Here is a 26,096-nt window from a genome sequence, read left to right as displayed (position 1 = left end):
TTTAATTTAGCGTTTTAAAATTAGTCTTCCCACTTCAGTGCGCCTTTCTTTGTGATGTAGATAAATCCACACAAAAAGAAGCCCACAAACATCAGCACAGCCACAAAGCCTTCCCATCCCAGCTCCCGGAAATTGACAGCATAAGGGTAGAAAAAGATGACTTCCACGTCAAATAACACGAAAAGAATAGCGGTCAGAAAGTATTTGATGGCCACCGGCTGCCGGGCGTTACCCTTTTGCTCGATCCCACTCTCAAAGTTAATAAGCTTATCGCTGGTTTTACGTTTGGGACCCAAAAAGTGAGTAGCTAACATCGTGATCCCTACGAAACCTAAAGCTGCAACCAGTTGCAATACAATAGGGAAATAGCTAAAAGGAGTAGTCGTTGCTGACAAAAATACAGTGTCTGTATACATAAGCTTCCCGATAAAAACATTGTCCGAATGCGCAAAAATACTGTAAGTTGACCAATAATCAAATCTATTAGCAGGTAAAATATTATCTTTTTTCACCAACCGGAAACTAAAAAACCTCCTGTGGGTACAGGAGGTTTTCTAATTATTATATATAATTAATACTTATTTCTTGTTCTGACCTTGTTTGGCAGCTGGTTTAACCGCTGGCTTGTTAGCAGCTTTTTCACGGGCAGCCATGTTTTCTGTAATTTGTTTGGCTGTTTCGTTGTTCGGGTCTAATGCAGTCAGCTTATCTGAATATACCTTCACATTGGCTTTATCTTCCTTGTAATAGTAGTACAGCATTTCATAGCTGTAAGCTTTTATCAGCGTACTCTTATTTTTACCAGGGTCACCTTCAGACATTTCTATGTATTTGTCGTAGTATGGCTTAGCTATACCAGTCTGCGCCTGCTGATCTTTCGCGTTGTTGGTATAACCTCTCCAGTAATAACCGGTACCCAGATCAGGTTTTACTTCGATTACTTTCTGGAAGGCCATATCTGCTTTATTCAGCAGGGTAGTGTCATACGGAGTCACCCCTACACCACCATAGAAATAGTTCAGACCTACGTTGAAGTAGTCAATGGCTTGCAGTTGTACTTTGTTAGCCACGGATAATTCGTTAGCTTTTTCGTACCATTCAGCCGCAGCGGTATAATTCTTAGCTCCTTTCAGCTGTTCTGCAATCTGGATAAAGGTTTCCGGATCTTTCGCTGTGATAGAATTAGCATATTTTTCCAGGTAAGCCAGTCCTTTTGTGGTGTACTGGTTCTGTGCAGCAGAATCGCTGGATTTCAGACGCATGTAAATGGTGCTCAACAGTTTGTAGTCATTGGAATCCAGTTTGGCATCACCCACTTTCGTTGCATATTCATCCATTACTTTCTTTGCGTTCAGGGAGTCACCTTTCTGGAGGTAAGCATCACCGATCAGTAAGCTCAGCTTGTTCTGATAAAACGCATCCGCGCTAGGCATGGTAGCCTGGCCTTTGCTGATAGCGGCATCATAATCTTTCTTGAAGAAAGAGATATAAGCAGCCAGGTATTCATTCTTTGTTTTATCTGCCGGGTCTGCTACTGCCATGTACTGTTCCAGGTACTTAGCAGCATTTTCCCAGGATAACTGGTCTTTCTTAGGTGTAATGTAGAAGTTAAACAGCTCATAGAAAGCAGGACCATATTTAGGGTCCATGTTGGTAGCTTTCGTGTACTCAGCCACTGCTTCCGCCTTCAGCCGGGCGTTGTAGTTCACCAGCCCTTCTTTCATTACAGCTTCAGCATTGTTTGGATCTACTTCCAGTGCTTTTTCATAAGTAGTAATGGCTTTACCACCATTTTCACCACCCAGGAAGCGGTAAGCATCACCCAGTTCAATATAGTCAGCTGCAGTAGCAGTGTATTGGTCTTTCTTTTTACGGCCTTCGTTGTTCAGGAGCTTTTCCATTACAGTGAGGGCATAAGCGCGGTCACCACCTTTAATTTCTGAGTTGGCATCAGCTATAGCGCGGGCAACATCACCATCGCGGCCCTGTGTAGCAGCGCTGGCAGCTTCAAATTTTGTTTTTGCAGCAGCAGCATCTCCTTTCAGCAAATCAATACGGCCCATACCTGCCTGCAGTAAAGCAGAAGTAGGTACCGCCTGTAAACCTTTCTGGAAGGTAGCTGTAGCACCTGCTACATCTTCCTGTCCGAGCTGTGCTATACCGAGATAATAATAGGCTTTGTCCTCCGTAGGCTTTGCCGCAATCACTTTCTCAAAATTCTGCTTGGCAGACAGATACTTACCATAATACAGGTCTTTCAATCCATCCTCCACAGATTGGGCCATTGCGCTGCTGGAGGCAACGCAAAGCAATGCTACGATTAAACTGTTCCGTTTGTTCATGCAATCTGGTTTTTTAGTTTTAGTTGTGTTTTTTTCTACTTAAGATTGGCTTCTCTGAAAACTACATTCAATCTGGCCGGGAATAAACGGAACTGCTTGATAACAAGTTGTCCTTCATAACTGCCGAGAAAGGTGGCGAATCCAGTACCCAGTCCATGATAAGGTTCTTTCAGACAATAAAAGAAACCACGCTTTAATGGATAGGTGCCGATACCAATGTACGCCTGGTATGGTTTAACAAAATCCGAACCATTGTCTGCTCTTAACCTCACTACAGATACTTGTTTTGTAAAAGCCATCGACAGGGAATCGGCGGGATCAGAGATCCAGCTTACGCCTATCACACCAATCGCGTCTTTATTTTTTGACACATAGTCCACCACTTCCGGGTTGGTTTTAGCAGCCATCGTATTCGTTGGCAGAGGCTTACCCATATTAATGGAATCCATGATATACCGCACAGTGCTTGAGTTGGCATTATCAAACACCAGTTGCCATTTCCTATCCTTGTTGGTGCCGTTCATGATGCCGCGAACCTGTTCCATATTGAGTATAGAATCAGGATTGCTTTTGTTCACCACCAGGGCGAGTGCATCCCAGGCAAGTAAAAGGCTGTTAGGCCTGATTTTAAGTTGCTTGAAATACTCCAGTTCCTGCTGGTTAAAATCGCGTGTCACGATCACCATCCTGGCGCTGTCATTTAAAAGATCTCTAAAGCAATCAGCCTCCGGTTTATATGAAGGAATGATATGCGCTTTGGGATACAGTGATTCAAAAACTTTTATTTCAGAATCTATCAGTGGCTTATAGGTTTCATCCACGCTGATGCGGATGGTGCCTTCTGTGGCTGTATCTAATTTTTTCGCATTTGGATTGGGCCCACAAGCGGTCATCACCAAAGTAGTTGCCGCTAAATATACAGCATTCATCTTTCTTAAGCTGAAAAACATATCACACCTCTTTAGTTCCTGTTAAAAAAAAGTTTCCTGACTCCATTATAAACCCTAAAGAGGCCGTAGATTAGTAATACCACACCTCCGGCAGTCATTGCTGAAGGAGAAATACGGAATTGCGCCATTCCCAGTTTTTCTGCAAAAATTGCGAACAAACCAAAGAGTATAAAAAATAACCCCCTGATCAGCTCTCCCATTGGCCGATACCTGTTTTCCTGTCGTCTGCCTGTTTGTTCTTCGTGTGTTTCCATGTTGCGAATTACAATTATACAAAAAAAAATTTTTTAATCGGGTATAGAGAATTTTAGAAGAATGTTAAAAAATTGCAACAAAACCGCATTCCATTGCTTATCCGGCCGCAATTTGAGGCATTTTTTCAACATGTTGTAATTTTTTGATTTAAAATCCCATCATTTCCTGTGTTTTATGGTTTGTATCAAATAATGCTTTATAACCGGGAAATTCCCACTTTTTGTGCTTGTTTGCATTATAAGGATGCAAATGAATGCACATTTCCATAATATCTTGTAGGTTTGCGGCCTGATATTGAAATATTCGTCTGTATGAAGATATTGATGGTTTGCCTGGGTAATATTTGCCGTTCTCCCCTGGCAGAAGGGATTATGAGACAGCTGGTCCATGCAAAAGGACTGGATTGGGAAATTGACTCCGCCGGCACCGGCAACTGGCATATCGGCCATTCGCCGGACCACCGGTCTGTAAAAGAAGCCAGGCAACATGGTGTAGATATTTCCGGTTTGCGGGGCCGGCAGTTCCAGGCAACCGACTTTGACGCATTTGACCTCATCTTCGTGATGGACAAAAGCAACTATACCGATGTACTGCGCCAAGCCCGCAATGAAGCCGACAAGGCAAAGGTACATTTCCTGCTGCCGGAACAACAGGATGTACCCGATCCCTGGTTTGATGACGCATTATTTGCTCCGGTATATAAAATGATTTATGCGGCCTGCGAACAGATCGTGGACCAACAACAATAAAACTTCTAATAATTTTTTGAGATGATAAAACCCGGTATTCCTAAAGGCACCCGTGATTTTGGCCCGGTGGTAGTAAGAAAACGTAATTACATTTTTCAAACCATCAGGGAAACTTTTGAGGTATTTGGTTTCCAGCCGCTGGAAACGCCTGCCATGGAGAATTTATCGACACTGACAGGGAAGTATGGAGAAGAAGGTGATAAACTGATGTTCAAAGTATTGAATAACGGAGATATATATACGACCGCGCAACATGCTAAAGACAACAAAGAACTGGTCGCTGCCGTAACAGAAAAAGCCCTGCGCTATGACCTTACCATTCCATTTGCACGCTATGTAGTCATGAATCAGCATGAACTGGCATTGCCATTCAAACGTTACCAGATGCAACCCGTATGGCGCGCAGACAAACCCCAAAAGGGCCGCTATCGCGAGTTTTACCAATGCGATGCGGATGTGGTGGGAAGCAATTCCTTACTGAATGAAGTAGAGTTATTGCTGATATACGATACTGTATTGACGCAATTGGGCATGCAGGGTTATGAACTACGCATCAATAACCGCAAAATCCTTTTTGGCCTTGCAGAAGTGATTGGCAAAACTGATTTACTCACAGATATCACCATTTCCATCGACAAGCTCGATAAAATAGGCGCTGACGGGGTAAGGAAAGAGCTGCAGGAGCGGGGTTTAACAGATAGCGATATTGCTACGATTGAAAAATTCCTGGCTATTGACGGCAGCAGTGATGAAAAACTGTCACAATTAAAAGACCTGTTACAATCATCCGAAACTGCATTAAAAGGGATAGAAGAATTGTCGTTTGTTATCAATTCAGGCTATACCAGCTTTAACACTGCACCAATTATCGATGTAACCCTGGCACGCGGCCTGAACTACTATACCGGGATGATCGTTGAAGTGAAAGCTCCTGCCAGCGTAAAAATGGGAAGCATCGGCGGCGGCGGGCGGTACGATGATCTGACTGGTTTGTTTGGCCTGAAAGGCATTTCGGGTGTAGGTATTTCTTTTGGTGTTGATCGCATTTATGATGTGCTGGAAGAACTGCAACTATTCCCTGAAGCGGCGCAGCAATCTACCAAAGTGCTTTTCCTTAATCTTGGAGAAGCCAGTGCCCGTACAGCTTTCGGATATATGATGCAGTTACGGGAGAAAGGCATTGCTGCAGAGATATTCCATGAAAATGCCAAGATGGATAAACAGATGAAGTATGCCGATAAAAGAAGTATTCCGTATGTTATCATTCTCGGAGAATCAGAACTGCAAGAGAATACTATGAGTATAAAGAACCTGACTAATCGCCGGCAGGATAAAATCGGCGCCGCAGAATTGCTGAATTATGATTTCTAATAACAATATTTAAATAAACAATAATGGCTGCACAAATTGTGCAGCCATTATTGTTTTAGAAAAGTTTTCTATTTACTTAACGCTTTTGTAAGCTTCTAAACCACATTTCAACCAATCGGCATATGCCTTTGGATCTGGTGTATAACCTACCGGGTGCGTCAACAGCTTTTCATCAGGGCTGATCAGCACATAGAACGGTTGCGAGTTATTAGTAAAGTTCTCTGTTTGCATAGTTGCAAACTTATCACCAATGGTCTTGATTTCCTTTTTAAAGCCATTACTGGTCGTGAAAAGGAATTGCTGATCCTCCGGTAACATTTTTCTGTCATCCACATACAGCGAAACCAATATATAGTCTTTCTCTATCAACACCTTCACCTCATCTTTTGGCCATACGTTTTCTTCCATTTTACGGCAGTTAACACATGCCCAACCAGTGAAATCGAGTAACAATGGTTTATTCTGCTCTTTGGCCAGTTTCAACGCCTTCTCATAGTCATTAAGCACATTGGGTTCTACTCCCTTGGCTGCATCCGCACCATAAATACTGTAACTCAATGGTGGCGGGAATCCGCTGATTAATGAACGATTCGCGTACCTGGTATTAGTAACCCCAGGAACCAGGTAAAGTGTAAACGCCAGGAAAACCAATGCCAGCGCAATTCTGCCTTTACTTAATTTCTTTATTGGCGAGTCGTGCGGAAAGCGGATCTTACCGAAGAGATATAAGACGATGCATATCCCGATAATAATCCAGATAGCAAAAAACACCTCACGTTTCAGAATTCCCCAATGCTTTACCAGATCCGCATTTGACAAGAATTTGATAGCCATCGCCAATTCAAGAAACCCTAATACCACTTTAACGGAAGTAAGCCAGCCGCCAGATTTTGGTAAAGAGTTAAGCCATCCCGGGAATAAGGCAAATAATGCAAAAGGTAATGCCAATGCAAATCCAAAACCAGCCATCCCAACAGTTAACTGAATAGCGCCTCCGTCTGTTGATAAGGAACCTGCCAGCAAGGACCCTAAAATAGGACCAGTACAGGAGAACGATACCAGCGCAAGCGTTAATGCCATGAAGAAAATACCCACCATGCCACCAACACTGCTTTTGGCATCTACTTTATTGGCAAGGCTACTTGGCATTTGGATTTCAAAATATCCAAAGAATGAGATAGCAAATACGATGAATATGACGAAAAATGCAAGATTTAACCAAATGTTGGTAGAAATGTTATTCAGAATTTCCGGGTTCAATGAGTCCAGGAAATGGAAGGGTAAACTTAGCAATACATATATCAGGAATATGAAAAACCCGTATATAATGGCATTCATTACACCTTTTTTCCTATCCTTCGATTGTTTCGTGAAGAAAGAGACTGTCAAAGGTATCATTGGAAATACACAAGGGGTAAACAAGGCAATAAAACCGCCTAACATCCCTAGTATAAAGAGTCCCATCAGGCTCTTCTTCGCGCCTCCCTCCTGTCCGGTACCACCGCACTCCTTTACAGGATGCTGTAAATCAATGGCAGTACGCTTAAGTGTTTGGGCATTATCGGAAGATTCCTGTAAACCCGCAGCCACATTGGTCAGATTTCCGGACGCATCTTTGTTAAATTTAAATGCTTCCTCTTCGGGACCAATCGCTTCTTCTCCTTTCAATGCCATGTAGTTGACACTGCCTTTAAAAGAAGCAGGTACAGCTCCGGTAAATTTTACAGTTGTTTCCAGGTCAACTGTATTTTCAAAATATTTGATCTCTAAATTGTCGAAGAGCGGTTCTTTACGGGTATTTAATTTACCATTCTCCTTAAGCGTTGTAATACTGGCAACAGCCGCCGAAGCGCTATCCAGCACCACCCGCGTATTAGGATCATCATTTCCCATGGTAGTGGAAAAAAGCAGCCAGCCTTTTTCTATGGTGCCCTTCAGGTGCAGCACATATTCCTGGTCATTTTTCTTTTCTGCTGAAAACTGCCATTTAACAGGCTTCGGGCTTGAGTCCTGCGCACTTGCGCTGAGCGCAAAAATGGCAAAGACAGGTATCAAAAATGAAAGCAGATGCTTCATAAAGTCAATAGGCTTTAAATAATATAGATCTGAGAAAAACAAGAAACGAGTTCCTGTTGAGAGGAACTCGTTCTACGAGTATGTTGTCAGTTACCGGATGCAAATTATTTTCCTCCAACACTCACGGCAAATTCTACTTCCTTGGGAGGTAAACACTGGTGGTCATCGCACACCATGTATTCTACGGAACCTTTTACTTTGGTAGCAGCTTTACCCTTTACCGTTACTTTCTGAACAAAATCTACTGTGCTTTCATAGAATTTCAACTCAGAGTTAAAGTTTTTGTCAAATGATTTGTGCAGCTTACCTACTTCCACCACTTTACCTGCGGGTGTAGCCAGCGGATTTTTTGCGAACTTAAAGGAGGTAGGTACAGGGCCTTCTCCTGCTTCCTGCGCATATACGTGCCAGCCGCCATCAATAGTGGCAGTAGCGTGTACTTCATAGGTAGTGGCATTCACCTTCTTGGCTGTAAAGCTCCATTTCACCGGATTCTCTATCTGAGCGCTTGCCAGAATGGGCAAGGCGAACAAAGCCAGTGCTGTTAATAATTTTTTCATGCTTTTCTTTTTAATTGGTTGGTTGGTTGATTGATTTAATCTATTAATTGTTGTTGATCAGACTCTGTAAAATCAGCTGCCCGTCTGTATTACCCAGGGCCAGGCTGGTTGCCCTTTCCGGGTGAGGCATCATACCAAAAACATTTCTGCCTTTGTTACAGATACCTGCTATGTTACGGATGGCGCCGTTATGGTTAGCAGATTCAATAATGTTGCCAAACTCATCGCAGTAGCGGAACAGTACCTGGTTGTTCTTAAACAGCTCATCCAGGGTGGCATCGTCGGCATAGTAACGGCCTTCTCCGTGTGCAATAGGGATCATCAGCGGTCGGCCAGCCACATCTTTGGTAAAGGAGGCAGTGGTATTTTCGCTTTTCAGGTATACATTTTTACAGATGAATTGCTGATGCTGGTTCTGTAATAATACGCCCGGCAACAGACCTGCTTCACATAATACCTGGAAGCCATTACAAATACCAACCACACGGCCACCTTTATTGGCAAATTCAATCACACTCTGCATCATTGGACTAAATCTCGCGATAGCGCCGCAACGCAGGTAGTCACCATAGGAAAAACCACCCGGTAATACGATACAATCTTCCGTGCTGAATGCACTCAGATCCTTATCCTTATGCCACAGTTCTATAACTTCCTGACCCAGATCGTTACGCAGGGAATCAATCATATCATGATCACAATTAGAACCGGGAAAGGTGACAACGCCAAATTTCATCTGAAAATGTTTTGTGTTTATGTGTAAATAATGCTTTTAAAAACTGTTTTTCCCCAACGTTTTTATCATCATTTTCACTGACGACAAATCTACTGGGAAAGGACAAAATTACTTCGCCGTTCGCAATTTTCCATTGCCGTTTGTCCCGATTTAACAAATTACTGGTAATCAGCCGCTTAAAATGGAGAAATCACGAGAAATATTGCATTACGATTACATATGCCAGTGTAATGAAGTGGATGATGTTGGCAAAAGTGTCGTTGGTTACCGACCAGAAAACGTTACCTGCAAACATGGAAATCGGCAAAATAGCCAATACCCAGTAAGCGGCGGTGAAGTTGACATTGAAAAAAGGTACCAGGGTGGCTACCACCACATATATGATTAATGCCGCCCATATCTTGCGGCCCTGAATTAACATTTTCTTCAGCGGACGCTGTAACAGCAACCACCCGATCACAAAAAACAGCAAACTGGCCACCATTGCTCCCCATACCTTGTAGTCCGTGATCATAGGCAACGATGCACCGATGTTCGGGATCTTCCGCAGCAACGTCATCTGCCCCGTGAGAAACAGGTAGGTTCCCATCAGGTAAAGCGGGCAAATGAGCCCCAGCAGGGCAATGATCCACTCCGCCAACCGGAAAGCCCGCATAATCAGCATACTGGCCAGCAAAAGGAAACAAAAAATCACCGACGGGAAGTAAAACAGTCCACTCACTCCCAGCGCAAACCCTATATTAAATACCACATCCCGGGCAGAAGTACGTGTATACAGCTCCGTTATACTGGTAAATACCCACAACATAATCAGGTTCACCAGCAAAGCAGGCGAAAATACGTTCCAGCTCTGCAACATGGAGGTAAATAACAGGAAACACATGGCCGGCAAATACGTAGGCCGCGGAAATAACCGGTGATGGTTAATGATACGGGTAAACAGGAGCGACTGCAGGAATAGCAACAGCACTGCCAGAGAAGTAAAGAACAGGGGACTATCGCCCGCGAAACTATGCATCCATCTCACCAGCAGGTGATACAAAAGCCCCTCCGATCCGTCTGCCATAAAGGTAGATGGATGAAGCAGATAGTAAAACTTAACGACCAGTGTATATATCAGCAGCAGCAATACCGTAAGCGGATTGCCTGAACGGAAAAATCTTATCACAGTGCAAAGGTGTGATTAAAAGTCAATTTTAGCAAAGCAAATATAATTCCTGTAGATACATGGTATCACAACAGTACGACCGCTGATTTGTTTTCCGTAACGGGGCATCCAGGTAAAACCCTTATCCAGGTTACGCAGGGTAGGCATGCGGTTCACTTTACCTCCCGGGGCAAGACTTACATCCGTCAGCATATAACTTCTTCTGTCCAGCTCATTATACAGGAAACGCAGTTCACTGCCCACGTTTACCATCAGGTAAGACAAATACAGATCGGCATTATCGTCATACTGGCTCTTATGCACAAAGTTATTCCACTGCATATTACCCTCATCATCGAAAGACAATACCACTACGTTGTCGTAGTGATAACGCAGTCCCTGGGAATTGTTCCAGTAGTAAGGGTTATAATACATGGAAGAGTAAGGCGAGTAATAATAAGGGGCATACATACCGCTATACGGGCTGCCGTACATATAGTTCCACCGGTTCCAGGGCTGGTAGCGGGAAGAAGTAGAGAACGATTCTGCTGTGAGCAGGAAGCCGCCATTAGCGGTATTAATGATTTTACGGATAAAATAGTCATTAAAGGCAGCGTTGGTGCTGGACTCTCCGCGGGCATTCACTTTCAGGTCGTCCGGAAATACCTGCGACCGCTCGTATAAGGCTTTATAATTACCATAGTCGTATTTATAGAGATATAAGCCTTCTACGTTCCCTCTTTTCTGCTTATAATAAAACGCGGTGATCAGCGCCGTATGCTTATTGTTATCAAGCTTCATTTTCACCTCATCCAGCAGCTGGGCTTTGAATCCCAGCTGGGCGGTCTCAAAGCTATCGACCAGCGAACGTTTGACCACCATACTGCCGCTCACTACATAGTCCCTGTTGGACGTACGCTCCAGCTTATTAAAAATAAAGTCGCCGGTATTAGTGAGATTGAAGTTACTCAGGAACTGTCGTTTCTGCATCGGAAGCGCCAGGCGGCTGTTATTCACCAGGCTCATAGCGCTGTCGTAGAGGAAAGTATAAAACACGTTGTTGTCTTCCCGGTCCTGGTTGATTTTATACACCATGATGCGGTTCTTATCTTCCGACACTTCAACAGAATATACTTTATTCTCTTTAGAGTACATACCGATGCGGGTAGAGTCGATCAAAAGAGGGGGTTCACTAAAGGTGGCCTCCGGCGACATGGTAGCGCAAAAGCTGTACACCGCATCTTTACGCTGGAACTGGTAGATCATGAGCACCTTATCCGGATAGGCTACAAAGTCCATACTGATGACCTTACGGGGCAGAAAGTCCAGTTTCACCCTGTTCTTCAGCTCCATCGCATTATCGTACACCGATACAACATAGTCACCCCGGTCGGTTTTATACACGAGGATATTGCCGGCCACCTTACCTATGATCTCAAACTCCGTACTCTTATAGTCATCCTTCTCGGGTTCTGAATAGGTGATTTTCTGGGCCATCGCTGCTGTGCCGGCGAAAAGCAGCAACAATACTAACTGTAGGCGGTATAGCGTATGCATGCGGTAATATAGATTTCAGAAAATATTTGATAAAGCAGATAGCACTCTTACGGGTACTATTTTCAAACTTACACTAAAATTCAGAAATTAAGTTGTCAATTTAACGCTGGTAAGTCCTGTCTCTACATAAATTCCAAAAGGCCCGATTTATTGTGTATTTTTATAAAATATTTTTAAAAGTAGCTATTTCTGAATGGAGACCGTTATTATAACCGGTGGAACAGGACTCGTTGGTACGGCATTGACGCAGCTGTTGCTGGAGCGCGGCTACAAGGTAATTATCCTTAGCAGGCGCCCTGAAGCGGGCAGCAACAAGGCAGTAACATACGCTCACTGGAACGTTGATACACAAACGATAGATAAAGAAGCTGTTCAACAGGCAGATTATATCGTACATCTTGCGGGCGCCAATGTAGGTGAAAAACGCTGGACAGCGGCCCGTAAGGAAGAAATTGCCGGCAGTCGTACCAAAAGCAGCGAACTTATTTTTACCGCGCTCCAATCCACTCCTAATAAGGTCAGAAAAGTGATCAGTGCCTCCGCTACCGGTTATTACGGAGAGTATAAGGATCATGCTTTTACAGAAACCGATCCGCCTTATACCGATTTCCTGGCTACCACTACCCTTGCCTGGGAACAAAGTATCTCAAAAGTTACATCGCTGAATAAAAAGCTGGTTATATTCCGTACCGGTATTATACTGAGCCGGGACGGCGGCGCCCTGAAGGAATTTTACAAACCGCTCCGTTTCGGGTTTGCCACTATATTGGGCTCTGGCGAACAGTATGTGCCCTGGATCCATATTCACGATATCGTAAGATTGTACTTCAACGCTATTGTCAATGATAAACTCGAAGGCGTGTATAATGCGGTAAGCCCTAATCCGGTCAACAACCGGGAGCTGGTGCTCAGTATGGCCAGAATCGCGAAAGGACGCAGTTTCATGACCACTTATGTACCTGCTTTTGCGCTGAAAATGGCAATGGGGGAAATGAGTGTGGAAGTGTTAAAAAGCGTACAAGCTTCTTCGGCAAAAATACAGCAAACGGGTTTCCTGTTTTCCTATCCCACCATTAATGAGGCCATGGAGCAGCTATTCAGCCGATAATGGTTTTTTCCATCACCGCTGCTTTCAATAAACATTCCTCCCATTCCTTTTCGGGATCACTGTAAAAAGTGATGGCTGATCCGGTTTGAAAAGAGAGGTATTGATTACCGGCATTATACAACATGCTGCGGATAACCACATTAAAATCAAAATCTCCTGCGGGGGTAATATAACCAACCGCTCCTGAATACAGCCCACGGCGGGTTTGCTCATATTGTTCTATAAGCTGCATCACTCTTATTTTCGGGGCGCCTGTCATGGAGCCCATGGGGAAGGCTGTGTGCAGCACTTCGGTAAAAGGCAGCTGTGGCGGTAGTTGCGCGGCCACGGTGGAAATCATGTGGTGTACGTTGGCAAAGGAATAGATCCCGAAAAGTTCCGTTACTTTCACGGTTCCCTGCAAAGCGGTATGTGACAGGTCGTTACGTACCAGGTCTACCACCATCACGTTCTCAGCACGCTCTTTTGCGCTGTGGAACAGCTGTTGCTGCAGCTGCCGGTCAATAGCCGGATCCGGATCTTTGCGGCTGGTGCCTTTAATTGGTTGTGAAATAACCGTATCTCCTGTTTTCTGCATAAAACGCTCGGGGCTGGAACAAGCCATATAGCGCTGATCCAGGCGGTAATATGCCGCAAATGGTGCGGGCGACAATGCATTCAGCTGTGCGAATAACGCTGGCGGATGTACGCTGATCTGCTCCATATAATTTTCCCGGCAGAAGTTAACCTCATAGCAATCTCCCTGCAAAATGTGCTGTTGTAATGCTTTTACTGCGGTAATATAGCGCTGATGATCAAGACGGCTCTGCAACGGCTGCAACGGGGAGTTGCGCACCCGGGCTACGTGAACGGGCATACGTAAGCAAGCGGTATACACTGCGAATGCATCCTGTTCGCTGAACGATTCACCACCGATATGTACCTGTCCTTTTTGCAGTTGTATCACTACGCGGGGGAGAAAGAAACACATATCAGGAAAGCCGATGCCATCGTAGTGTTGCGACTGCAGCCCCGGTACGGTCTCATTCTTGAGATCGTAGGCGAGGTGTCCAAAAAGCCAGTCCTGGTGGGTATTATGAAACGCCTGTAAGGCCGGGAAAGCGTTTCCGGCGGTTACTTCGAGGGTTTGCAAAGCGTCAGCGGCCAGTATTGCTTCGTATTGATGCCAGGGAGAATCGTAGCTATTATTGTCTAAAAAACAACAAATGTTGAACTGGTTTCCCCAATCCAACATTTGTTGTTTAAATATTTGCTGATTATCTACCGGAAAAGTGTGGAATATCCTGATAACAATCGCGTTTTAGTGCTTAAAAATCATCATCGTCATCATCAAAGCGATCATTGAACAGATCCATGTCTTTGAATTCATCATCGATGCCCAGATCGTCGTCATCGTCCGCTTTTTTACCACCGGTACTTGGACGACCGCGTTTACCTTTTGACTTAGGCATGTCAAATTCTTCAAAATCAGGATCATAATCATCATCCTCACCTTTTTCCCAGGCATCATCGACGTCTTCGCCGTCATCGTCTCCGTCATCATCGCCATCCTCATCATCGTCTTTACGTCTTGATTTAGACGCGGACTTATCTGATTTCTTTGAGGCAGATTTGGAAGGTTTCACATCTTCATCATCATCTTCCTCATCATCATCATCATCCACCTCTTTCTTAGGCTTGGCCGCAGCTTTAGGAGCGTCTTTTGCAGTCTTAGGAGAAGTAGTTTTTTTGGTCTCTTTCTCTTTATCAGATTTTGATTTCATAATAGGTTGCCTTATTTCTTTGCCGTAAAGTTTTAATAGTTTTTTTTATTCGCCAAATTTTTTTTGCCGTTTTTTTTCCTTACTTTTTTCCTTCTACTTTTCGAGGATCTGATCACGTCCCGGTCCGTTGGAAACGTATTTCACAGGCACGCCCAGGTAGCTGTCTACTACTGCAACAAATGCTTTCATTTCGGCTGGTAACTCATTGAACTGCTTGCAGGTAGATGTTTTATCACTCCAACCTTTGAACGTTTCCAGTACAGGCTTAATGTCCAGACCGGTTAACTGGAAAGGCAGTTGTTTCGTTTGCTGACCATTAATTTCGTAGGCAGTACAAGCTAACACTTCATCGAATTCATCCAATACATCGCTTTTTGTCATAACGAGCTGGGTTACACCGCTGATCATACAGGTATAGTTCAGTGCTACCAGGTCAATCCAGCCACAGCGGCGTGGACGGCCGGTAACGGCACCGAATTCATGGCCGGCAGCACGCAGGTGTTCACCGGTGGCATCGTGTAGTTCGGTAGGGAAAGGTCCGCTACCAACGCGGGTACAATAAGCTTTGGTAACACCAATCACTTCTTTGATCCACTGCGGCGCGATACCTAAACCAGTGCAAACGCCGGCAGAAATGGTATTGGAAGAAGTAACAAACGGATAGGTACCAAAGTCAACGTCCAGCATACTTCCCTGCGCACCTTCCGCCAGTACTTTTTTGCCGGCTTTCAGTTTTTCATTCAGGAAGTATTCGCCGCTTACCACGTTCATTTTCTGCAGGAAAGGAATCGCTTCGAAAAACTCTTTTTCCCAGTTGGCAATATCTTCCGTAAACTCGTTGATATCGTATTGAGACAACAGCTGCAGATGTTTATGCTTCAGTTTCTCATACAGTTGCTTAAAATCAGGGGATAATACATCGCCCACGCGTAAACCGTTTCTGCCGGTTTTATCCATATAAGCCGGCCCTATGCCTTTCAAAGTAGAACCGATCTTATCGTTTCCCTTCGCTATTTCAGACGCTTTGTCCAGCGCACGGTGCGTAGGAACGATAATATGCGTTTTTTCTGCTATAAACAGATTTTTTGTCAGATCTACACCTAATGCTGAAATATCTTCGCTTTCTTTTTTGAAAGCTACCGGATCCAGCACTACCCCGTTGCCGATAAGATTAATGGTCTTATCATGGAATACACCGGAAGGAATGGTACGCAGTACCACTTTTTGTCCGTTAACATAAAGTGTATGCCCGGCATTCGGGCCACCCTGGAAACGGGCAATCACGTCGTACCTGCCGGCAAAATAGTCCACAATCTTACCCTTGCCTTCGTCGCCCCATTGCAGGCCTAACAAAACGTCTACCATAATGATTTAATTAAATATCGGAGGTTGTTGCTTTAAAAGAAGTCGCAAAATTAAGGCGAATATTAACAAATACAAATTTTACCAGCTTTTAGCTGTTAGCCATTAGCTGTTAGCAAATGCAGAGAAGACTAACATAGCATCATCTACACAGCATTTACTAATGGCTAACAGCTAAAAGCCGGTTCGCTATATTTCCTAATAGCTAAAAGCTAATGGCTAAAAGCTTGATCACGATTCCTCGAGCCGTTGTATAGATTGAATTCCTTCCAGCTTTTTAAGCCGTTCTACGAGTTCGTCCAGTTCTTCCTTATCATGCACGTATACTTTAATTAACCCCTCAAATAAGCCTTCTTTTGACTCAATACTGAGGGCCGAGATATTTATCTTTAACTCGCCGGAAATGATATTGGTAATTTTGTGGATCACTCCCACATCGTCCATACCAATGATACGTAAGCCTGTCAGGAAAGAAATTTCGCGGTTCTTTACCCATTTGGTTTTCACCACCCTGTGGCCATAATTGGCCAGCAGCTGGGCCGCATTGGGGCAATTTGTGCGGTGTATTTTGAGTCCTTCGCTGGCGGTTATAAAACCAAATACATCGTCTCCCGGGATCGGGCGGCAACAGTTGGCCAGTTTGTAGGCAATCTTATCTGAGCTTTCTCCGAAAATTATCAGTTCCGCATCTTTTTTAGACGGCAGCTGATGCTTTACATGTTCTTCCGGTACGTGATCAGGCACTTTTACCGGTTTTGGGGGTTCCAGTTTATCACCCAGCACATTGAACTGTTTCAGCTCTTTCAGGTCGATGTTTTTCACGGCTACCTGGTAGTACAGATCCAGCGGGGAGGGCTGTTTGTAAAACTGTACCAGTTCATTCACGTTATGCTGATTAACTGAAATATTCATATGAGACAACTTACGCTCCAGCGCAGCTTTCCCATCCATGGCCACTTTCCGCTTTTCTTCCTTCAGCGCATCCTTAATCTTGGATTTGGCTTTGGCGGTAAGCACAAAATTGAGCCAGTCTTCAGACGGTTTCTGCTTGTTGGAGGTAATGATCTCTACCTGGTCGCCACTGCGCAGCTTATGGCTGAGCGGCACCAGTTTATAATTCACTTTGGCGCCAATACACTTGTTTCCCACCGCACTATGGATGGAATAGGCAAAATCAAGCGCAGTGGAGTTTACCGGCAATATTTTCAGGTCCCCTTTGGGGGTATATACATAGATTTCCTCTGTGAACAGGTTGCTTTTGAAATCGGCCAGGAAGTCGAGGGTATTGGAGTCCGGGTTGTTCAGAATTTCCCGGATCTGGGTAAACCACTGATCGAACTTGGACTCCTGCTGCGGGGAGGCATTGCTGCCTTCCTTATAGCGCCAGTGCGCCGCCACGCCTTTTTCCGCATAGTCGTTCATACGCTTGGAGCGTATCTGTACTTCCACCCATTTACCATTGGGGCCCATTACCGTTACGTGTAAGGCCTCATATCCATTGGATTTGGGGTTGCTGAGCCAGTCGCGGGTCCTTTCCGGGCTGGGGTGATAGAAGTCGGTAATGATGGAATATACCTTCCAGCAATCCGCCTTTTCCTTATCCAGGGAAGAGTCGAGGATAATACGGATGGCAAAAAGATCGTATACTTCTTCAAAGGCAACGCCTTTGGTTTTGATCTTATTGTGAATGGAATGGATCGACTTCGGCCGGCCATAGATCTCGAACTGGAAGCCTTCTTCCTGCAATACCTCTTTAATAGGCTTGATGAATTCGTTGATATAGCGGGTACGCTCACGTTTGGTTTCCTTGAGGCGCTTGGCTATTTCGCGGTAGGTTTGCTGCTCGGTATACTTCATGGCCAGGTCTTCCATCTCGGACTTGATATTATACAAACCAAGACGGTGCGCCAGCGGCGCATAAATAAACACGGTTTCTGAAGCGATCTTCAGCTGTTTTTCCCGGCTCATGCTGTCGAGGGTCCGCATGTTGTGTAAACGGTCGGCCAGCTTGATCAATATTACCCTGGGATCGTCTGCCAGGGTCAGTAATATTTTCTTGAAATTTTCAGCCTGTGCGGTACTCGTGCTGGAATCGATGACGGTTGAGATTTTTGTCAACCCATCTACGATATGCGCAATTTCGTTACCAAACTCACGGGATACATCTTCCAGGGTTACCTCGGTATCTTCTACCGTATCATGCAGCAATGCGCAGATGGCAGAGCGTACGCCCAACCCGATTTCTTCCACGCATATCTGTGCCACTGCCAGAGGATGCAGGATATAAGGCTCCCCGGATTTTCGCCGCATTTCCTTGTGTGCATCTGCTGCCATTTCAAAAGCAGTACGTACCAGCTCCCTGTCGCCTTTCTTTAAACGGGGTTTTAAGGCCCTCAATAAAGCACGGTAGTGCCGAACGATCTCTTTCTTTTCCTGCTCTTCGTCTAAATTATATTTTTGTGCTACCACTGTTTCCATTGGGAATAAAGTTACGATTTAATATAATCTAAAGAAAAGCAGCACGCGAAAAAGCGGAGGTTGGTATAAATGTCCTGCCCTTTCCGGTATCATAACCAGGAAAGGGCAGGAACGGTGATTGTTTAGGTTAGCGGCGACCCGCGGTCACGTAAGTGGAACACATATTTTAACAGGCAGTAATGTTTCAGGGACATTAAGCCGCAGGCCTACATTGTAGACCGTTTCCAGCTCCACCCGGGGTTCCAGCTTCAGCTGCTTCCGGATGCGGCCAATAAAAACGTCCATGCTGCGACTGGCATAAAAATCCTCTTTTCCCCATACCCGCAACAGCACTTCATCTTTCTGCACAATGATATTGGGCCTGCTCAGGAAATAACGCAGCATTTTGGCTTCAATCGGTGATAGCTTGCTTTTTACCAGCTTACTTTCCGTTTCATAGATCTTCAGTTTCCGGTAATGGTAGGTATAGGTACCCAGGCTATGTCCTATCAGCAACTCTGTGCGGTTGGGACGGGTCCATTTCAGGATAACACGTATCCTTTTTACCAGCTCTTCAAAACTGAATGGTTTTATCATGTAACCATCGCCTCCCAGCTGGAAACCGCTGATGCGATCCTCATCCCGGGTTTTTTCGGAGGAGAGGAAAAAAATCGGCGTCAGCATGCTGCTGTTACGGATTTCTTTCGCCAGCTCAAAGCCATTCATTTTGGGAATGACAATATCGATCAGGCAAATATCATAACGGTTTCTGAGGTAAAGGTTCCAGGCGTTAACACCGTCAAAACAGTGCTCCACCGTATAGCCGGCCTGCTCGAGGTGCTGTTTCACGATACCGCCGAAGGCCTTATCATCTTCCACCAGTAAGACTTTTGGGTTTCTGTTCATAAAACTACCATTTGTGATTATCCTGGCTATGAACGACCCAAGACGAATGGGGTCCACCTTCCGTCTATAAAACAAAAAAGAGAGCGCCGCGGGTAAGCGGCGCTCTCTTTTTTTTAATTATCAACACTAATTCACATCAATTCACAGCTTTTCCACACCCGGTATTTTTATGGCCACCGCATGCTGAAATCCTTTCTGGCGAATGGCTTCAGGCACCTGGACAGCAACACCGTCTGTCGTAGTTTTCCACACCAGCTTATTGCTGGTTCCCAACATTTGCAAGCGTGCTCCTTTAGCAGGAGTCAGACCTTTAAAAGTAATAACAGCAGGTAATTTTTCATTTTCATCCAGCAGGTAGATGGCATACACGCTACCGTCTTTCTTACGTGTAAAACATACCTTCCCATCCTTATAAGGCGCAACTGCGCGGGTACCGTAAATGGCGTCCCCGTTGACATGCATCCAAGCACCCATACTCTTCATAGTGGCATAGGCGGCTTCGTGCAATTCACCATCAGGACCCGGCGCCACATTCAGCAGGTAGTTACCGCCTTTGGCTACAATGTCCACCAGGTTATGGATCAGCGTATTCACCGATTTGTATTTATCGTCCGGAACATATGACCAGGAACTGCCCATGGTCATACAGGTTTCCCAGGGATAGCTCAGCGGCTTCGCAGGGATTTCCTGTTCCGGTGTACGGTAATTTTCATACGGACCGTGAACGCTGCGATCTACCACAATCAATCCCGGCTGATGACTGCGCGCCATGGTCGTAATTTTCCCCATATCGATATCCTGATCCTGGGGTGCTGTTTGGTTCCAGGAAAGCGATTCCTTGGTCTGCTGTTTTAACGGACGCACCCAGCCACCGTCGAGCCAGAGGATTTCCAGTTTACCGTAACCCGTCATCAGTTCTTCGATCTGGTTGTAGGTATACTGTTTGAACTGGTTCCATCTCTCCGGATATTTTTTCACGTCATAATTCACATTTCTATCCTTGGGCGGGAAATAGCTCCACCAGTAGTATTCGGTATGCCAGTCGGGCTTGGAGAAATAAGCCCCTGCATGTATGCCTTCTTCACGGAAAGCCTGGAAAACCTCCTTTGCGAGGTTGGCGCGGGGATTTTTGCTGAATGCGCCATCAGCCGTCGTGATCTTGTAGTCGGTTTGTTTGGTATCAAACATACAGAAGCCATCATGGTGCTTGGTGGTAAACACCAGGTATTTCATTCCGGCATCTTTTGCCGCTTTTGCCCATTTTTCCGGGTTGAAATGAACCGGGTTAAAGGACTTACCCAGCGCTTCATACTTTTTCAGGTAGTCATAATAGGGAATGCCTGCCGGCTTACGCTGTGTCCAGCCTTCATCTTCCGGGCAAATGCTCCAGGACTCCACCACCCCCCACTGGGAATAAGGCCCCCAGTGCATAATCATACCGAATTTCCAGTCCTGCCATTCATCCAGTTTTTTTACAACTGCCTGATCTGTTTCAGGGACATACGGCGGTTCTCCGCTTTGTGCACTGGCGGCATTGAAGCCCATCCATGCACAACCTAATACGATCCAGAATTTTTTCATTATCAATGTTTATAAGAAGATTCCAAAGTGGTTACTTTCAATGCCTGCTGAATGATTTCGGGCAACTGCCTGGTCTGCAACCTGATAGTCCGGGTTTCTCCGGGCAATAGGTCAAAATAATTCTCTTCGAAATGTTCAGTTGCCTGTGCGTTGTCGAGCGAGAGGTAAATGTTCCGGGCCAGTTTATCGGTTTTCAGCCGGATATACACCACCCCTCTGTCATTTGCAACTTTGCTGGTAGCGATGTCGAGATGCGGTACCTCCAGGTTCATTTCCTTCGCAGCAACAAAGTAAAAGATATTCCGCTCCATATCCTTATTGTCAATTCGCAGTTGCGCATAGAATATTACCGTTGCGGGGTTTTTTCCCTTCAAAATAGCCGCCGTATCAACCGAATGCACCTTAACGCTGGTATTTTGCTGCAATTTTATATCAGATAGCTCCTCCCGCCAGATCACCTTACCATTCAGATCAACCGCGGTAAGCTGTAACGCCGCTGTTCCCTGGTATTCGTCGGTAACAATATAGGTAGCCAGCTGCCCGTTTTCAATAGTACTGGATACCAACCGGGGCTTAAACGCATTTTTCACATAGTACTGCAGCGCTTTCCAGCGGCCATCGTAATCCCTTCCCGACCAGGACGCGCCTGGCCAACAGTCGTTCAGCTGCCAGTAAAGTGTACCCATACAATACGGCATAGCCCTGCGATGCGCTTCTATGGCCATCTTCATACCCTCTGCCTGCAATACCTGGCTCAAATACACAAACGAAGGAAAGTCTTTGGGCTCCCGGTAGTAATGCAGCATATAGGTTTTTATCGCTGTATTTCCTTTAGCAGGGCTCTTTTGATGCGCCTGCATCACATTGGAAAAAATGTCGTAATCGTCCTTTGTAGCAAAAGTGCGGATACTTTCCATTGATGGGAAGGACTGAAAACCATATTCACTCATAAAACGGGGGATATGTGTATTAAACGCTTCAAACCACTCCATGCCATGCCATACGCCCCAGTAGTGATTGTCGCCCTTTGTAAAATCATCCGGCTTACCCCAGTTGCTGATGGGAGAAGAGTGAAAATAGAAAGCGCCGGGTTGATAAGCTGCTACCTGTTGGGGCAGCACTTCTTTAAATAACTGGTCGTAGCCTTTCAATAAACTTTCCCATTGTTTGTTCGTATAGGCATAACCGCTTTGCCAGCCCCAGTTTTTGATAGCCACCGCTACCTCGTTATTACCACACCATAGCGCCATGGCAGGGTGATTGCGCAGACGTTTAATATTATCTGCTGCTTCCTGTTTTACGTTCTCCAGGAAGGCCGGATCAGCAGGATACAAGGTACAGGCAAACATAAAATCCTGCCAGACCAGTATCCCCTTTTCATCTGCCAGGTTGTAAAAAATATCATCTTCATAAATACCTCCGCCCCATACGCGTACCATATTAAAGTTGGATTCTACCATGTCCTGGAACAGTTTTTCCTGCCTGGCTGCAGTTACTCTTGGCAGGAAATTATCCTGTGGAATATAGTTGGCGCCTTTCATGAAAACCGGGCGCCCGTTCACTTTCACATAAAACGATTCCCCGAGGCTATCCGGTTTATTCACTACCTCAATGGTGCGTAATCCAACCCGGTTCTTTTGGGTGGCAATGGCCTTTTTTCCGCTTAGCACATTGGCCTGCAGCTCATACCTGAACTGATTGCCCATCCCGGCGGGCCACCACAGTACCGGTTTTTTAATGCCAAACGGGATCTTTATTACATTCATGCCTGCCTGCAAACTCACCGTTTGTTTGGCCAGTTCCGGCATCTTGCCGGTCACATTTTTTTCCTGCAGCTGCAGTGTATATTCGCCTGCTTGTGCCGCTTCCACTGTAACATCCGCCTGCATGACTGCTTCGACAGAATCCAGTTTCAGCTGTTGCCAGTATACATCACGGATGATCGCCCTGTTCCAGCTATGCAGGTATACCGGCCGCCAGATACCGGAAGTAACCAAACGCGGTCCCCAATCCCATCCATAGTGATAAGGCGCCTTACGGGCGTAAATACTCAAGGGAATATCACTGGCGTCGTTACCGGCAGGATAGATAATACTGTCCTGCAAAAATTTCGGCATATCTGTTTTAATCGGACTTTTAAACAGGATACGCAGTTCGTTGTCGCCCGCTACCAGCCATTCTTTCACATTTACGATCTGTGAAACAAACATGTTGGCCGATTGCAGTATTAAATGATTGTTGAGGTATACATCTGCATAAGTATCCAAACCCTTGAACTCCAGTTCCACCACATCAAAATTCAGGTCCTGTTTTTTGAGTTTCCATTTTTTGCGGTATATCCAATCCTTTTTATCGACCCACTGTACAGCCTTTTCGTTGGTGCCAACAAAAGGATCAGGGATTAATTTTAATGCCATCAGATCGGTATGTACGGTGCCCGGCACGATGGCTGGGCGCCAGATGCCTTCGTCAGCGCGGGAAAACTCCCAGCCGGTTAACATGGGATTTGGGGTATTGTCCTGTGCCTTCACCTGGAAAAAAACGGCCAGCAACATGCTCACCGTTAACAGCATATATTTCATGTTCTTATTTTTTCAGAAGAACCAAAAATAGTACTGATTTCCGATCTTTGAGAAATGAAAAGTATCTGGCAACAAATATTGAGGTATCTCTACATAGGTAAGAAGGATCCCAATGCACCAAAAACGCGCTACGTGGCTATGATGCACGGGATGAACAGAATATCGCTTTTACTTTTTTTAATCGCGGTGATTATTATGGTGATCAAACTGATCAGGAGGCATTAACCGTTATCAGGCAATTGCATATTCATAGATCACTTCTGCTGCACGGCGGGAAGCATCCTTTTCTCCCAGCTTGTGCCACAGCTCTGCATAATCTTTCATCACGCGGCTTCTGGCGTCTTCGTCTTTCAACAGGGCTGTCAGCTCTTTCAGTAAATTTTCTTCTGTAAGGTCATGCTGGATTAATTCTTTTACTACCAGCTTATCCATCACCAGGTTTACCAGGGAGATATATTTAACCTTGATCAGTTTTTTTGCGAAGAAATAGGAGATTGGATTTCCTTTATAGCATACTACTTCAGGCACGCCAAACAAAGCAGTTTCCAATGTGGCGGTACCGGATGTAACCAGCGCGGCTTTCGCCTGGCGTAGTAAATTATACGTTTGGCCTTTCACCATTGATACATTGGGATGCTGGCCGGTTAAGCCTTCGAGGAAATGGTCGTCGAGACTGGGCGCCTGTGCCACTACAAACTGGTAATCCGGAAAATGTTTGGCCATGGTGAGCATAATCGGCAATTTCACGCTTACCTCCTGTTTGCGGCTGCCTGGCAGCACGGCAATCACCGGTTTATCAGACAGCGGCGCATCTGCCGGTTGTTCCTTTGCTGCCTTGATCACTTCTACCAGGGGGTGTCCGACATACTCTACTTCATAATTCCATTTATGGTAAAACCCCTGCTCAAAAGGGAGAATACACAGCATTTTGTCCACGCTCTGCTTAATCTTTTTCACCCTGTTTTCTTTCCAGGCCCATACCTGCGGGGAAATATAGTATACTATTTTATAGCCCTGCTGCTTGCCCCATTCGGCAATGCGCATGTTAAACCCGGGATAGTCCACCAGCACTAAAACATCCGGTTTAAATCCGGTAATATCTTTTTTACAAATATCTATGTTACGTAAAATAGTCCGCAGGTTCATCAGCACTTCCACGAAACCCATAAACGCCAGTTCCTTGTAATGCTTTACCACATGGGCGCCGGCAGCTTCCATCAGATCACCGCCCCAACTGCGTATATCCGCAGACGTATCAATTTGCCTTAACTGTTTCACAAGATTACTGCCATGCAAATCACCTGACGCCTCTCCTGCAATAATGTAATATTTCAAATTTGTGAAGATTAAAAATTATCTGATCAGTTTGAGCAATAAAATGCCGATCGCATACAGCATGGTCATCAGGAAAATACCTTTAGCTGTAATATCCATCCGTTTCCTGGTATACAGGAAAAACACCAGTCCATTCAACAACAGGCAGATACTGGTAAGCTTTGGAATCATCTGCCGGTTATCTTTTAAGATACCCAGAAATTGTCCAAGCCCCACATCATTATGCTGCATTCTGATCACAAAAAAATAGTACAGAAAAAATGCGGCTACAGGAGTTAAAAACCCCAGTAAAATTCCTAATGGAAGATTGTCTTTTTTTAACATGGCGATAATAGCATTTAGCTGTTAGCTTGCAGCTTTTAGTTTGGTAATGAGAATAGCTTTTTGCTTTTTGCTTTCAGCCTTTAGTTGGAGCTTAGCCCCGTTTCTTTCCAATCCTCTTCCAGCCTCTTTTTCAGCGAATAGTTAGTCAGATCAAACTGCACCGGCACCACAGACGCATAGTTGTTTTCCAATGCCCACACATCCGTATCCTCCCCGGTATCCCTGTTTTTAAATTCGCCGGTGAGCCAGTAATATTTTTTGCCGTGCGGGTCGCGGCGTTCGTCGAATTCCTCCACCCACTTGGCATCTGCCTGCCGGCTGATTTTCAGCCCCTTAAAATCCTTCTCCTCAACAATCGGAATATTCACATTAAACAGCGCACCCGGCGGTAAATCTGATGCCAGCATACGTTTGGTTACTTCGTATGCCACTTTCTTCGGTAAAGAAAAATCTGCATCATAACTATATTCCAGGAACGAAAACCCTACGGAAGGAATACCCTCAATAGCAGCTTCCATGGCGGCCGACATAGTACCTGAATAGATCACATTGATAGAATGATTGGCGCCGTGGTTAATCCCGCTCACGCAAATGTCTGGTTTACCATGCAGGATTTTATCACGCGCCAGTTTCACGCAATCTACCGGCGTACCTGAACATTGCCATGCTTCAATTCCTTCAAAAATATCAACCTGGTTTAAGCGCAAAGGAATCCCGATCGTAATAGCATGCCCTTTGCCCGACTGGGGGCTATCCGGAGCTACCACCACCACCTTACCCAACGGTTTTACTGCCTCAATCAGTGCACGGATACCCGGTGCAGTAATTCCATCGTCGTTCGTTACCAATATTACCCGTTCCTGTTTTACCATAATTCACCATTTAGCTTTGCCCAACAAATTTAAGCTCTCTGTTAAACATTTCGCTTTAAAAGA

23 protein-coding genes are annotated in these 26,096 nt (G+C 45.2%); 4 read left to right on the top strand and 19 right to left on the bottom strand.

The features are described 5' to 3' along the window. Positions 1-20: 20 nt before the first annotated feature. The 4 genes from KE626_RS18830 to KE626_RS18815 all read right to left on the bottom strand — a co-directional run bounded on the left by KE626_RS18830 (position 21) and on the right by KE626_RS18815 (position 3,546). Positions 21-416 carry an NADH-quinone oxidoreductase subunit A gene (locus tag KE626_RS18830; protein WP_211974484.1) on the bottom strand — a complete coding sequence of 132 codons (396 nt, stop codon included), beginning with the start codon at positions 414-416 and terminating at the stop codon, positions 21-23. 162 nt (positions 417-578) lie between these two features. Then, on the bottom strand, positions 579-2,342 hold the full coding sequence (locus tag KE626_RS18825) for a tetratricopeptide repeat protein (RefSeq protein WP_211974483.1): 1,764 nt from the start codon (positions 2,340-2,342) through the stop codon (positions 579-581). A gap of 35 nt (positions 2,343-2,377) precedes the next feature. Then, complete coding sequence (locus KE626_RS18820) at positions 2,378-3,292, bottom strand: substrate-binding domain-containing protein (RefSeq protein ID WP_211974482.1); 915 nt, start codon at positions 3,290-3,292, stop codon at positions 2,378-2,380. An 11-nt stretch (positions 3,293-3,303) separates the two neighbouring features. Beyond that, on the bottom strand, positions 3,304-3,546 hold the full coding sequence (locus KE626_RS18815) for a hypothetical protein (protein ID WP_211974481.1): 243 nt from the start codon (positions 3,544-3,546) through the stop codon (positions 3,304-3,306). Positions 3,547-3,858: 312 nt separating this feature from the next. Between KE626_RS18815 and KE626_RS18810 the strand changes: the two genes are divergently transcribed. Both KE626_RS18810 and hisS read left to right on the top strand, forming a co-directional pair. Beyond that, the gene (locus tag KE626_RS18810) at positions 3,859-4,296 is read left to right on the top strand and encodes a low molecular weight protein-tyrosine-phosphatase (RefSeq protein WP_249207559.1); all 438 of its coding nucleotides are present in this window, start codon (positions 3,859-3,861) and stop codon (positions 4,294-4,296) included. Positions 4,297-4,317: 21 nt separating this feature from the next. Beyond that, positions 4,318-5,667 carry a histidine--tRNA ligase gene (gene hisS / locus KE626_RS18805; protein WP_211974480.1) on the top strand — a complete coding sequence of 450 codons (1,350 nt, stop codon included), beginning with the start codon at positions 4,318-4,320 and terminating at the stop codon, positions 5,665-5,667. 72 nt (positions 5,668-5,739) lie between these two features. Here the strand turns inward: hisS and KE626_RS18800 are convergent, their stop codons facing one another. The 5 genes from KE626_RS18800 to KE626_RS18780 form a co-directional block, all read right to left on the bottom strand. After that, positions 5,740-7,743: a protein-disulfide reductase DsbD family protein gene (locus tag KE626_RS18800; RefSeq protein ID WP_211974479.1), complete on the bottom strand. Its 2,004-nt coding sequence runs from the start codon at positions 7,741-7,743 to the stop codon at positions 5,740-5,742. 104 nt (positions 7,744-7,847) lie between these two features. After that, positions 7,848-8,303, bottom strand: a complete 456-nt coding sequence (locus KE626_RS18795) for a protein-disulfide reductase DsbD domain-containing protein (RefSeq protein ID WP_211974478.1) — start codon at positions 8,301-8,303, stop codon at positions 7,848-7,850. 43 nt (positions 8,304-8,346) lie between these two features. Further along, positions 8,347-9,039 carry a phosphoribosylformylglycinamidine synthase subunit PurQ gene (gene purQ, locus KE626_RS18790; protein WP_211974477.1) on the bottom strand — a complete coding sequence of 231 codons (693 nt, stop codon included), beginning with the start codon at positions 9,037-9,039 and terminating at the stop codon, positions 8,347-8,349. A 190-nt stretch (positions 9,040-9,229) separates the two neighbouring features. Next, entirely contained in the window at positions 9,230-10,207 is a 978-nt protein-coding gene (locus KE626_RS18785) for a hypothetical protein (protein ID WP_211974476.1), read from the bottom strand. Between the two features lie 15 nt (positions 10,208-10,222). Then, a complete protein-coding gene (locus tag KE626_RS18780; RefSeq protein WP_211974475.1) occupies positions 10,223-11,743 on the bottom strand; it encodes a hypothetical protein in 1,521 nt (506 codons plus the stop codon). Positions 11,744-11,936: 193 nt separating this feature from the next. Between KE626_RS18780 and KE626_RS18775 the strand changes: the two genes are divergently transcribed. Then, positions 11,937-12,851 carry a TIGR01777 family oxidoreductase gene (locus tag KE626_RS18775; RefSeq protein ID WP_211974474.1) on the top strand — a complete coding sequence of 305 codons (915 nt, stop codon included), beginning with the start codon at positions 11,937-11,939 and terminating at the stop codon, positions 12,849-12,851. Here KE626_RS18775 and KE626_RS18770 read toward each other — a convergent pair. From KE626_RS18770 to KE626_RS18740, 7 genes are all read right to left on the bottom strand, one after another. Further along, positions 12,841-14,085, bottom strand: a complete 1,245-nt coding sequence (locus tag KE626_RS18770) for an anthranilate synthase component I family protein (protein ID WP_211974473.1) — start codon at positions 14,083-14,085, stop codon at positions 12,841-12,843. The two genes, KE626_RS18775 and KE626_RS18770, sit on opposite strands and share 11 nt — an antisense overlap. Positions 14,086-14,158: 73 nt before the next feature. Further along, a complete protein-coding gene (locus KE626_RS18765) occupies positions 14,159-14,614 on the bottom strand; it encodes a hypothetical protein (protein WP_211974472.1) in 456 nt (151 codons plus the stop codon). Between the two features lie 93 nt (positions 14,615-14,707). Continuing rightward, the gene (locus tag KE626_RS18760; RefSeq protein WP_211974471.1) at positions 14,708-15,979 is read right to left on the bottom strand and encodes an adenylosuccinate synthase; all 1,272 of its coding nucleotides are present in this window, start codon (positions 15,977-15,979) and stop codon (positions 14,708-14,710) included. A gap of 228 nt (positions 15,980-16,207) precedes the next feature. Next, positions 16,208-18,454 carry a RelA/SpoT family protein gene (locus KE626_RS18755; protein ID WP_211974470.1) on the bottom strand — a complete coding sequence of 749 codons (2,247 nt, stop codon included), beginning with the start codon at positions 18,452-18,454 and terminating at the stop codon, positions 16,208-16,210. Between the two features lie 144 nt (positions 18,455-18,598). Then, positions 18,599-19,339, bottom strand: coding sequence for a response regulator transcription factor (locus KE626_RS18750; protein ID WP_211974469.1), 741 nt, complete (start codon positions 19,337-19,339; stop codon positions 18,599-18,601). A gap of 141 nt (positions 19,340-19,480) precedes the next feature. After that, complete coding sequence (locus tag KE626_RS18745) at positions 19,481-20,920, bottom strand: alpha-L-fucosidase (protein WP_211974468.1); 1,440 nt, start codon at positions 20,918-20,920, stop codon at positions 19,481-19,483. A 2-nt stretch (positions 20,921-20,922) separates the two neighbouring features. Further along, the gene (locus KE626_RS18740; protein WP_249207557.1) at positions 20,923-23,502 is read right to left on the bottom strand and encodes a beta-mannosidase; all 2,580 of its coding nucleotides are present in this window, start codon (positions 23,500-23,502) and stop codon (positions 20,923-20,925) included. 54 nt (positions 23,503-23,556) lie between these two features. Between KE626_RS18740 and KE626_RS35080 the strand changes: the two genes are divergently transcribed. Beyond that, complete coding sequence (locus KE626_RS35080; RefSeq protein WP_346344427.1) at positions 23,557-23,727, top strand: DUF6728 family protein; 171 nt, start codon at positions 23,557-23,559, stop codon at positions 23,725-23,727. 6 nt (positions 23,728-23,733) lie between these two features. Here the strand turns inward: KE626_RS35080 and lpxB are convergent, their stop codons facing one another. From lpxB to surE, 3 genes are all read right to left on the bottom strand, one after another. Continuing rightward, positions 23,734-24,837 carry a lipid-A-disaccharide synthase gene (gene lpxB, locus KE626_RS18735; protein ID WP_211974467.1) on the bottom strand — a complete coding sequence of 368 codons (1,104 nt, stop codon included), beginning with the start codon at positions 24,835-24,837 and terminating at the stop codon, positions 23,734-23,736. An 18-nt stretch (positions 24,838-24,855) separates the two neighbouring features. After that, entirely contained in the window at positions 24,856-25,161 is a 306-nt protein-coding gene (locus tag KE626_RS18730) for a hypothetical protein (protein WP_211974466.1), read from the bottom strand. 80 nt (positions 25,162-25,241) lie between these two features. Continuing rightward, the gene (surE, locus tag KE626_RS18725; protein ID WP_211974465.1) at positions 25,242-26,033 is read right to left on the bottom strand and encodes a 5'/3'-nucleotidase SurE; all 792 of its coding nucleotides are present in this window, start codon (positions 26,031-26,033) and stop codon (positions 25,242-25,244) included. Between the last annotated feature and the right edge of the window lie 63 nt (positions 26,034-26,096).

The organism is Chitinophaga hostae (assembly GCF_018224885.1).
Lineage (GTDB): Bacteria > Bacteroidota > Bacteroidia > Chitinophagales > Chitinophagaceae > Chitinophaga > Chitinophaga hostae.
The sequence above is the reverse complement of the archived record's forward strand: the minus strand, read 5'-3'. Positions and strand labels throughout refer to the sequence as shown.

Coding starts and splice junctions, on each gene's coding strand:
- KE626_RS18830 (WP_211974484.1), bottom strand. CDS start 416: ATGTATACAGACACTGTATTTTTGTCAGCAACGACTACTCCTTTTAGC.
- KE626_RS18825 (WP_211974483.1), bottom strand. CDS start 2,342: ATGAACAAACGGAACAGTTTAATCGTAGCATTGCTTTGCGTTGCCTCC.
- KE626_RS18820 (WP_211974482.1), bottom strand. CDS start 3,292: ATGTTTTTCAGCTTAAGAAAGATGAATGCTGTATATTTAGCGGCAACT.
- KE626_RS18815 (WP_211974481.1), bottom strand. CDS start 3,546: ATGGAAACACACGAAGAACAAACAGGCAGACGACAGGAAAACAGGTAT.
- KE626_RS18810 (WP_249207559.1), top strand. CDS start 3,859: ATGAAGATATTGATGGTTTGCCTGGGTAATATTTGCCGTTCTCCCCTG.
- hisS (WP_211974480.1), top strand. CDS start 4,318: ATGATAAAACCCGGTATTCCTAAAGGCACCCGTGATTTTGGCCCGGTG.
- KE626_RS18800 (WP_211974479.1), bottom strand. CDS start 7,743: ATGAAGCATCTGCTTTCATTTTTGATACCTGTCTTTGCCATTTTTGCG.
- KE626_RS18795 (WP_211974478.1), bottom strand. CDS start 8,303: ATGAAAAAATTATTAACAGCACTGGCTTTGTTCGCCTTGCCCATTCTG.
- purQ (WP_211974477.1), bottom strand. CDS start 9,039: ATGAAATTTGGCGTTGTCACCTTTCCCGGTTCTAATTGTGATCATGAT.
- KE626_RS18780 (WP_211974475.1), bottom strand. CDS start 11,743: ATGCATACGCTATACCGCCTACAGTTAGTATTGTTGCTGCTTTTCGCC.
- KE626_RS18775 (WP_211974474.1), top strand. CDS start 11,937: ATGGAGACCGTTATTATAACCGGTGGAACAGGACTCGTTGGTACGGCA.
- KE626_RS18770 (WP_211974473.1), bottom strand. CDS start 14,085: ATGTTGGATTGGGGAAACCAGTTCAACATTTGTTGTTTTTTAGACAAT.
- KE626_RS18765 (WP_211974472.1), bottom strand. CDS start 14,614: ATGAAATCAAAATCTGATAAAGAGAAAGAGACCAAAAAAACTACTTCT.
- KE626_RS18760 (WP_211974471.1), bottom strand. CDS start 15,979: ATGGTAGACGTTTTGTTAGGCCTGCAATGGGGCGACGAAGGCAAGGGT.
- KE626_RS18755 (WP_211974470.1), bottom strand. CDS start 18,454: ATGGAAACAGTGGTAGCACAAAAATATAATTTAGACGAAGAGCAGGAA.
- KE626_RS18750 (WP_211974469.1), bottom strand. CDS start 19,339: ATGAACAGAAACCCAAAAGTCTTACTGGTGGAAGATGATAAGGCCTTC.
- KE626_RS18745 (WP_211974468.1), bottom strand. CDS start 20,920: ATGAAAAAATTCTGGATCGTATTAGGTTGTGCATGGATGGGCTTCAAT.
- KE626_RS18740 (WP_249207557.1), bottom strand. CDS start 23,502: ATGAAATATATGCTGTTAACGGTGAGCATGTTGCTGGCCGTTTTTTTC.
- KE626_RS35080 (WP_346344427.1), top strand. CDS start 23,557: ATGAAAAGTATCTGGCAACAAATATTGAGGTATCTCTACATAGGTAAG.
- KE626_RS18730 (WP_211974466.1), bottom strand. CDS start 25,161: ATGTTAAAAAAAGACAATCTTCCATTAGGAATTTTACTGGGGTTTTTA.
- surE (WP_211974465.1), bottom strand. CDS start 26,033: ATGGTAAAACAGGAACGGGTAATATTGGTAACGAACGACGATGGAATT.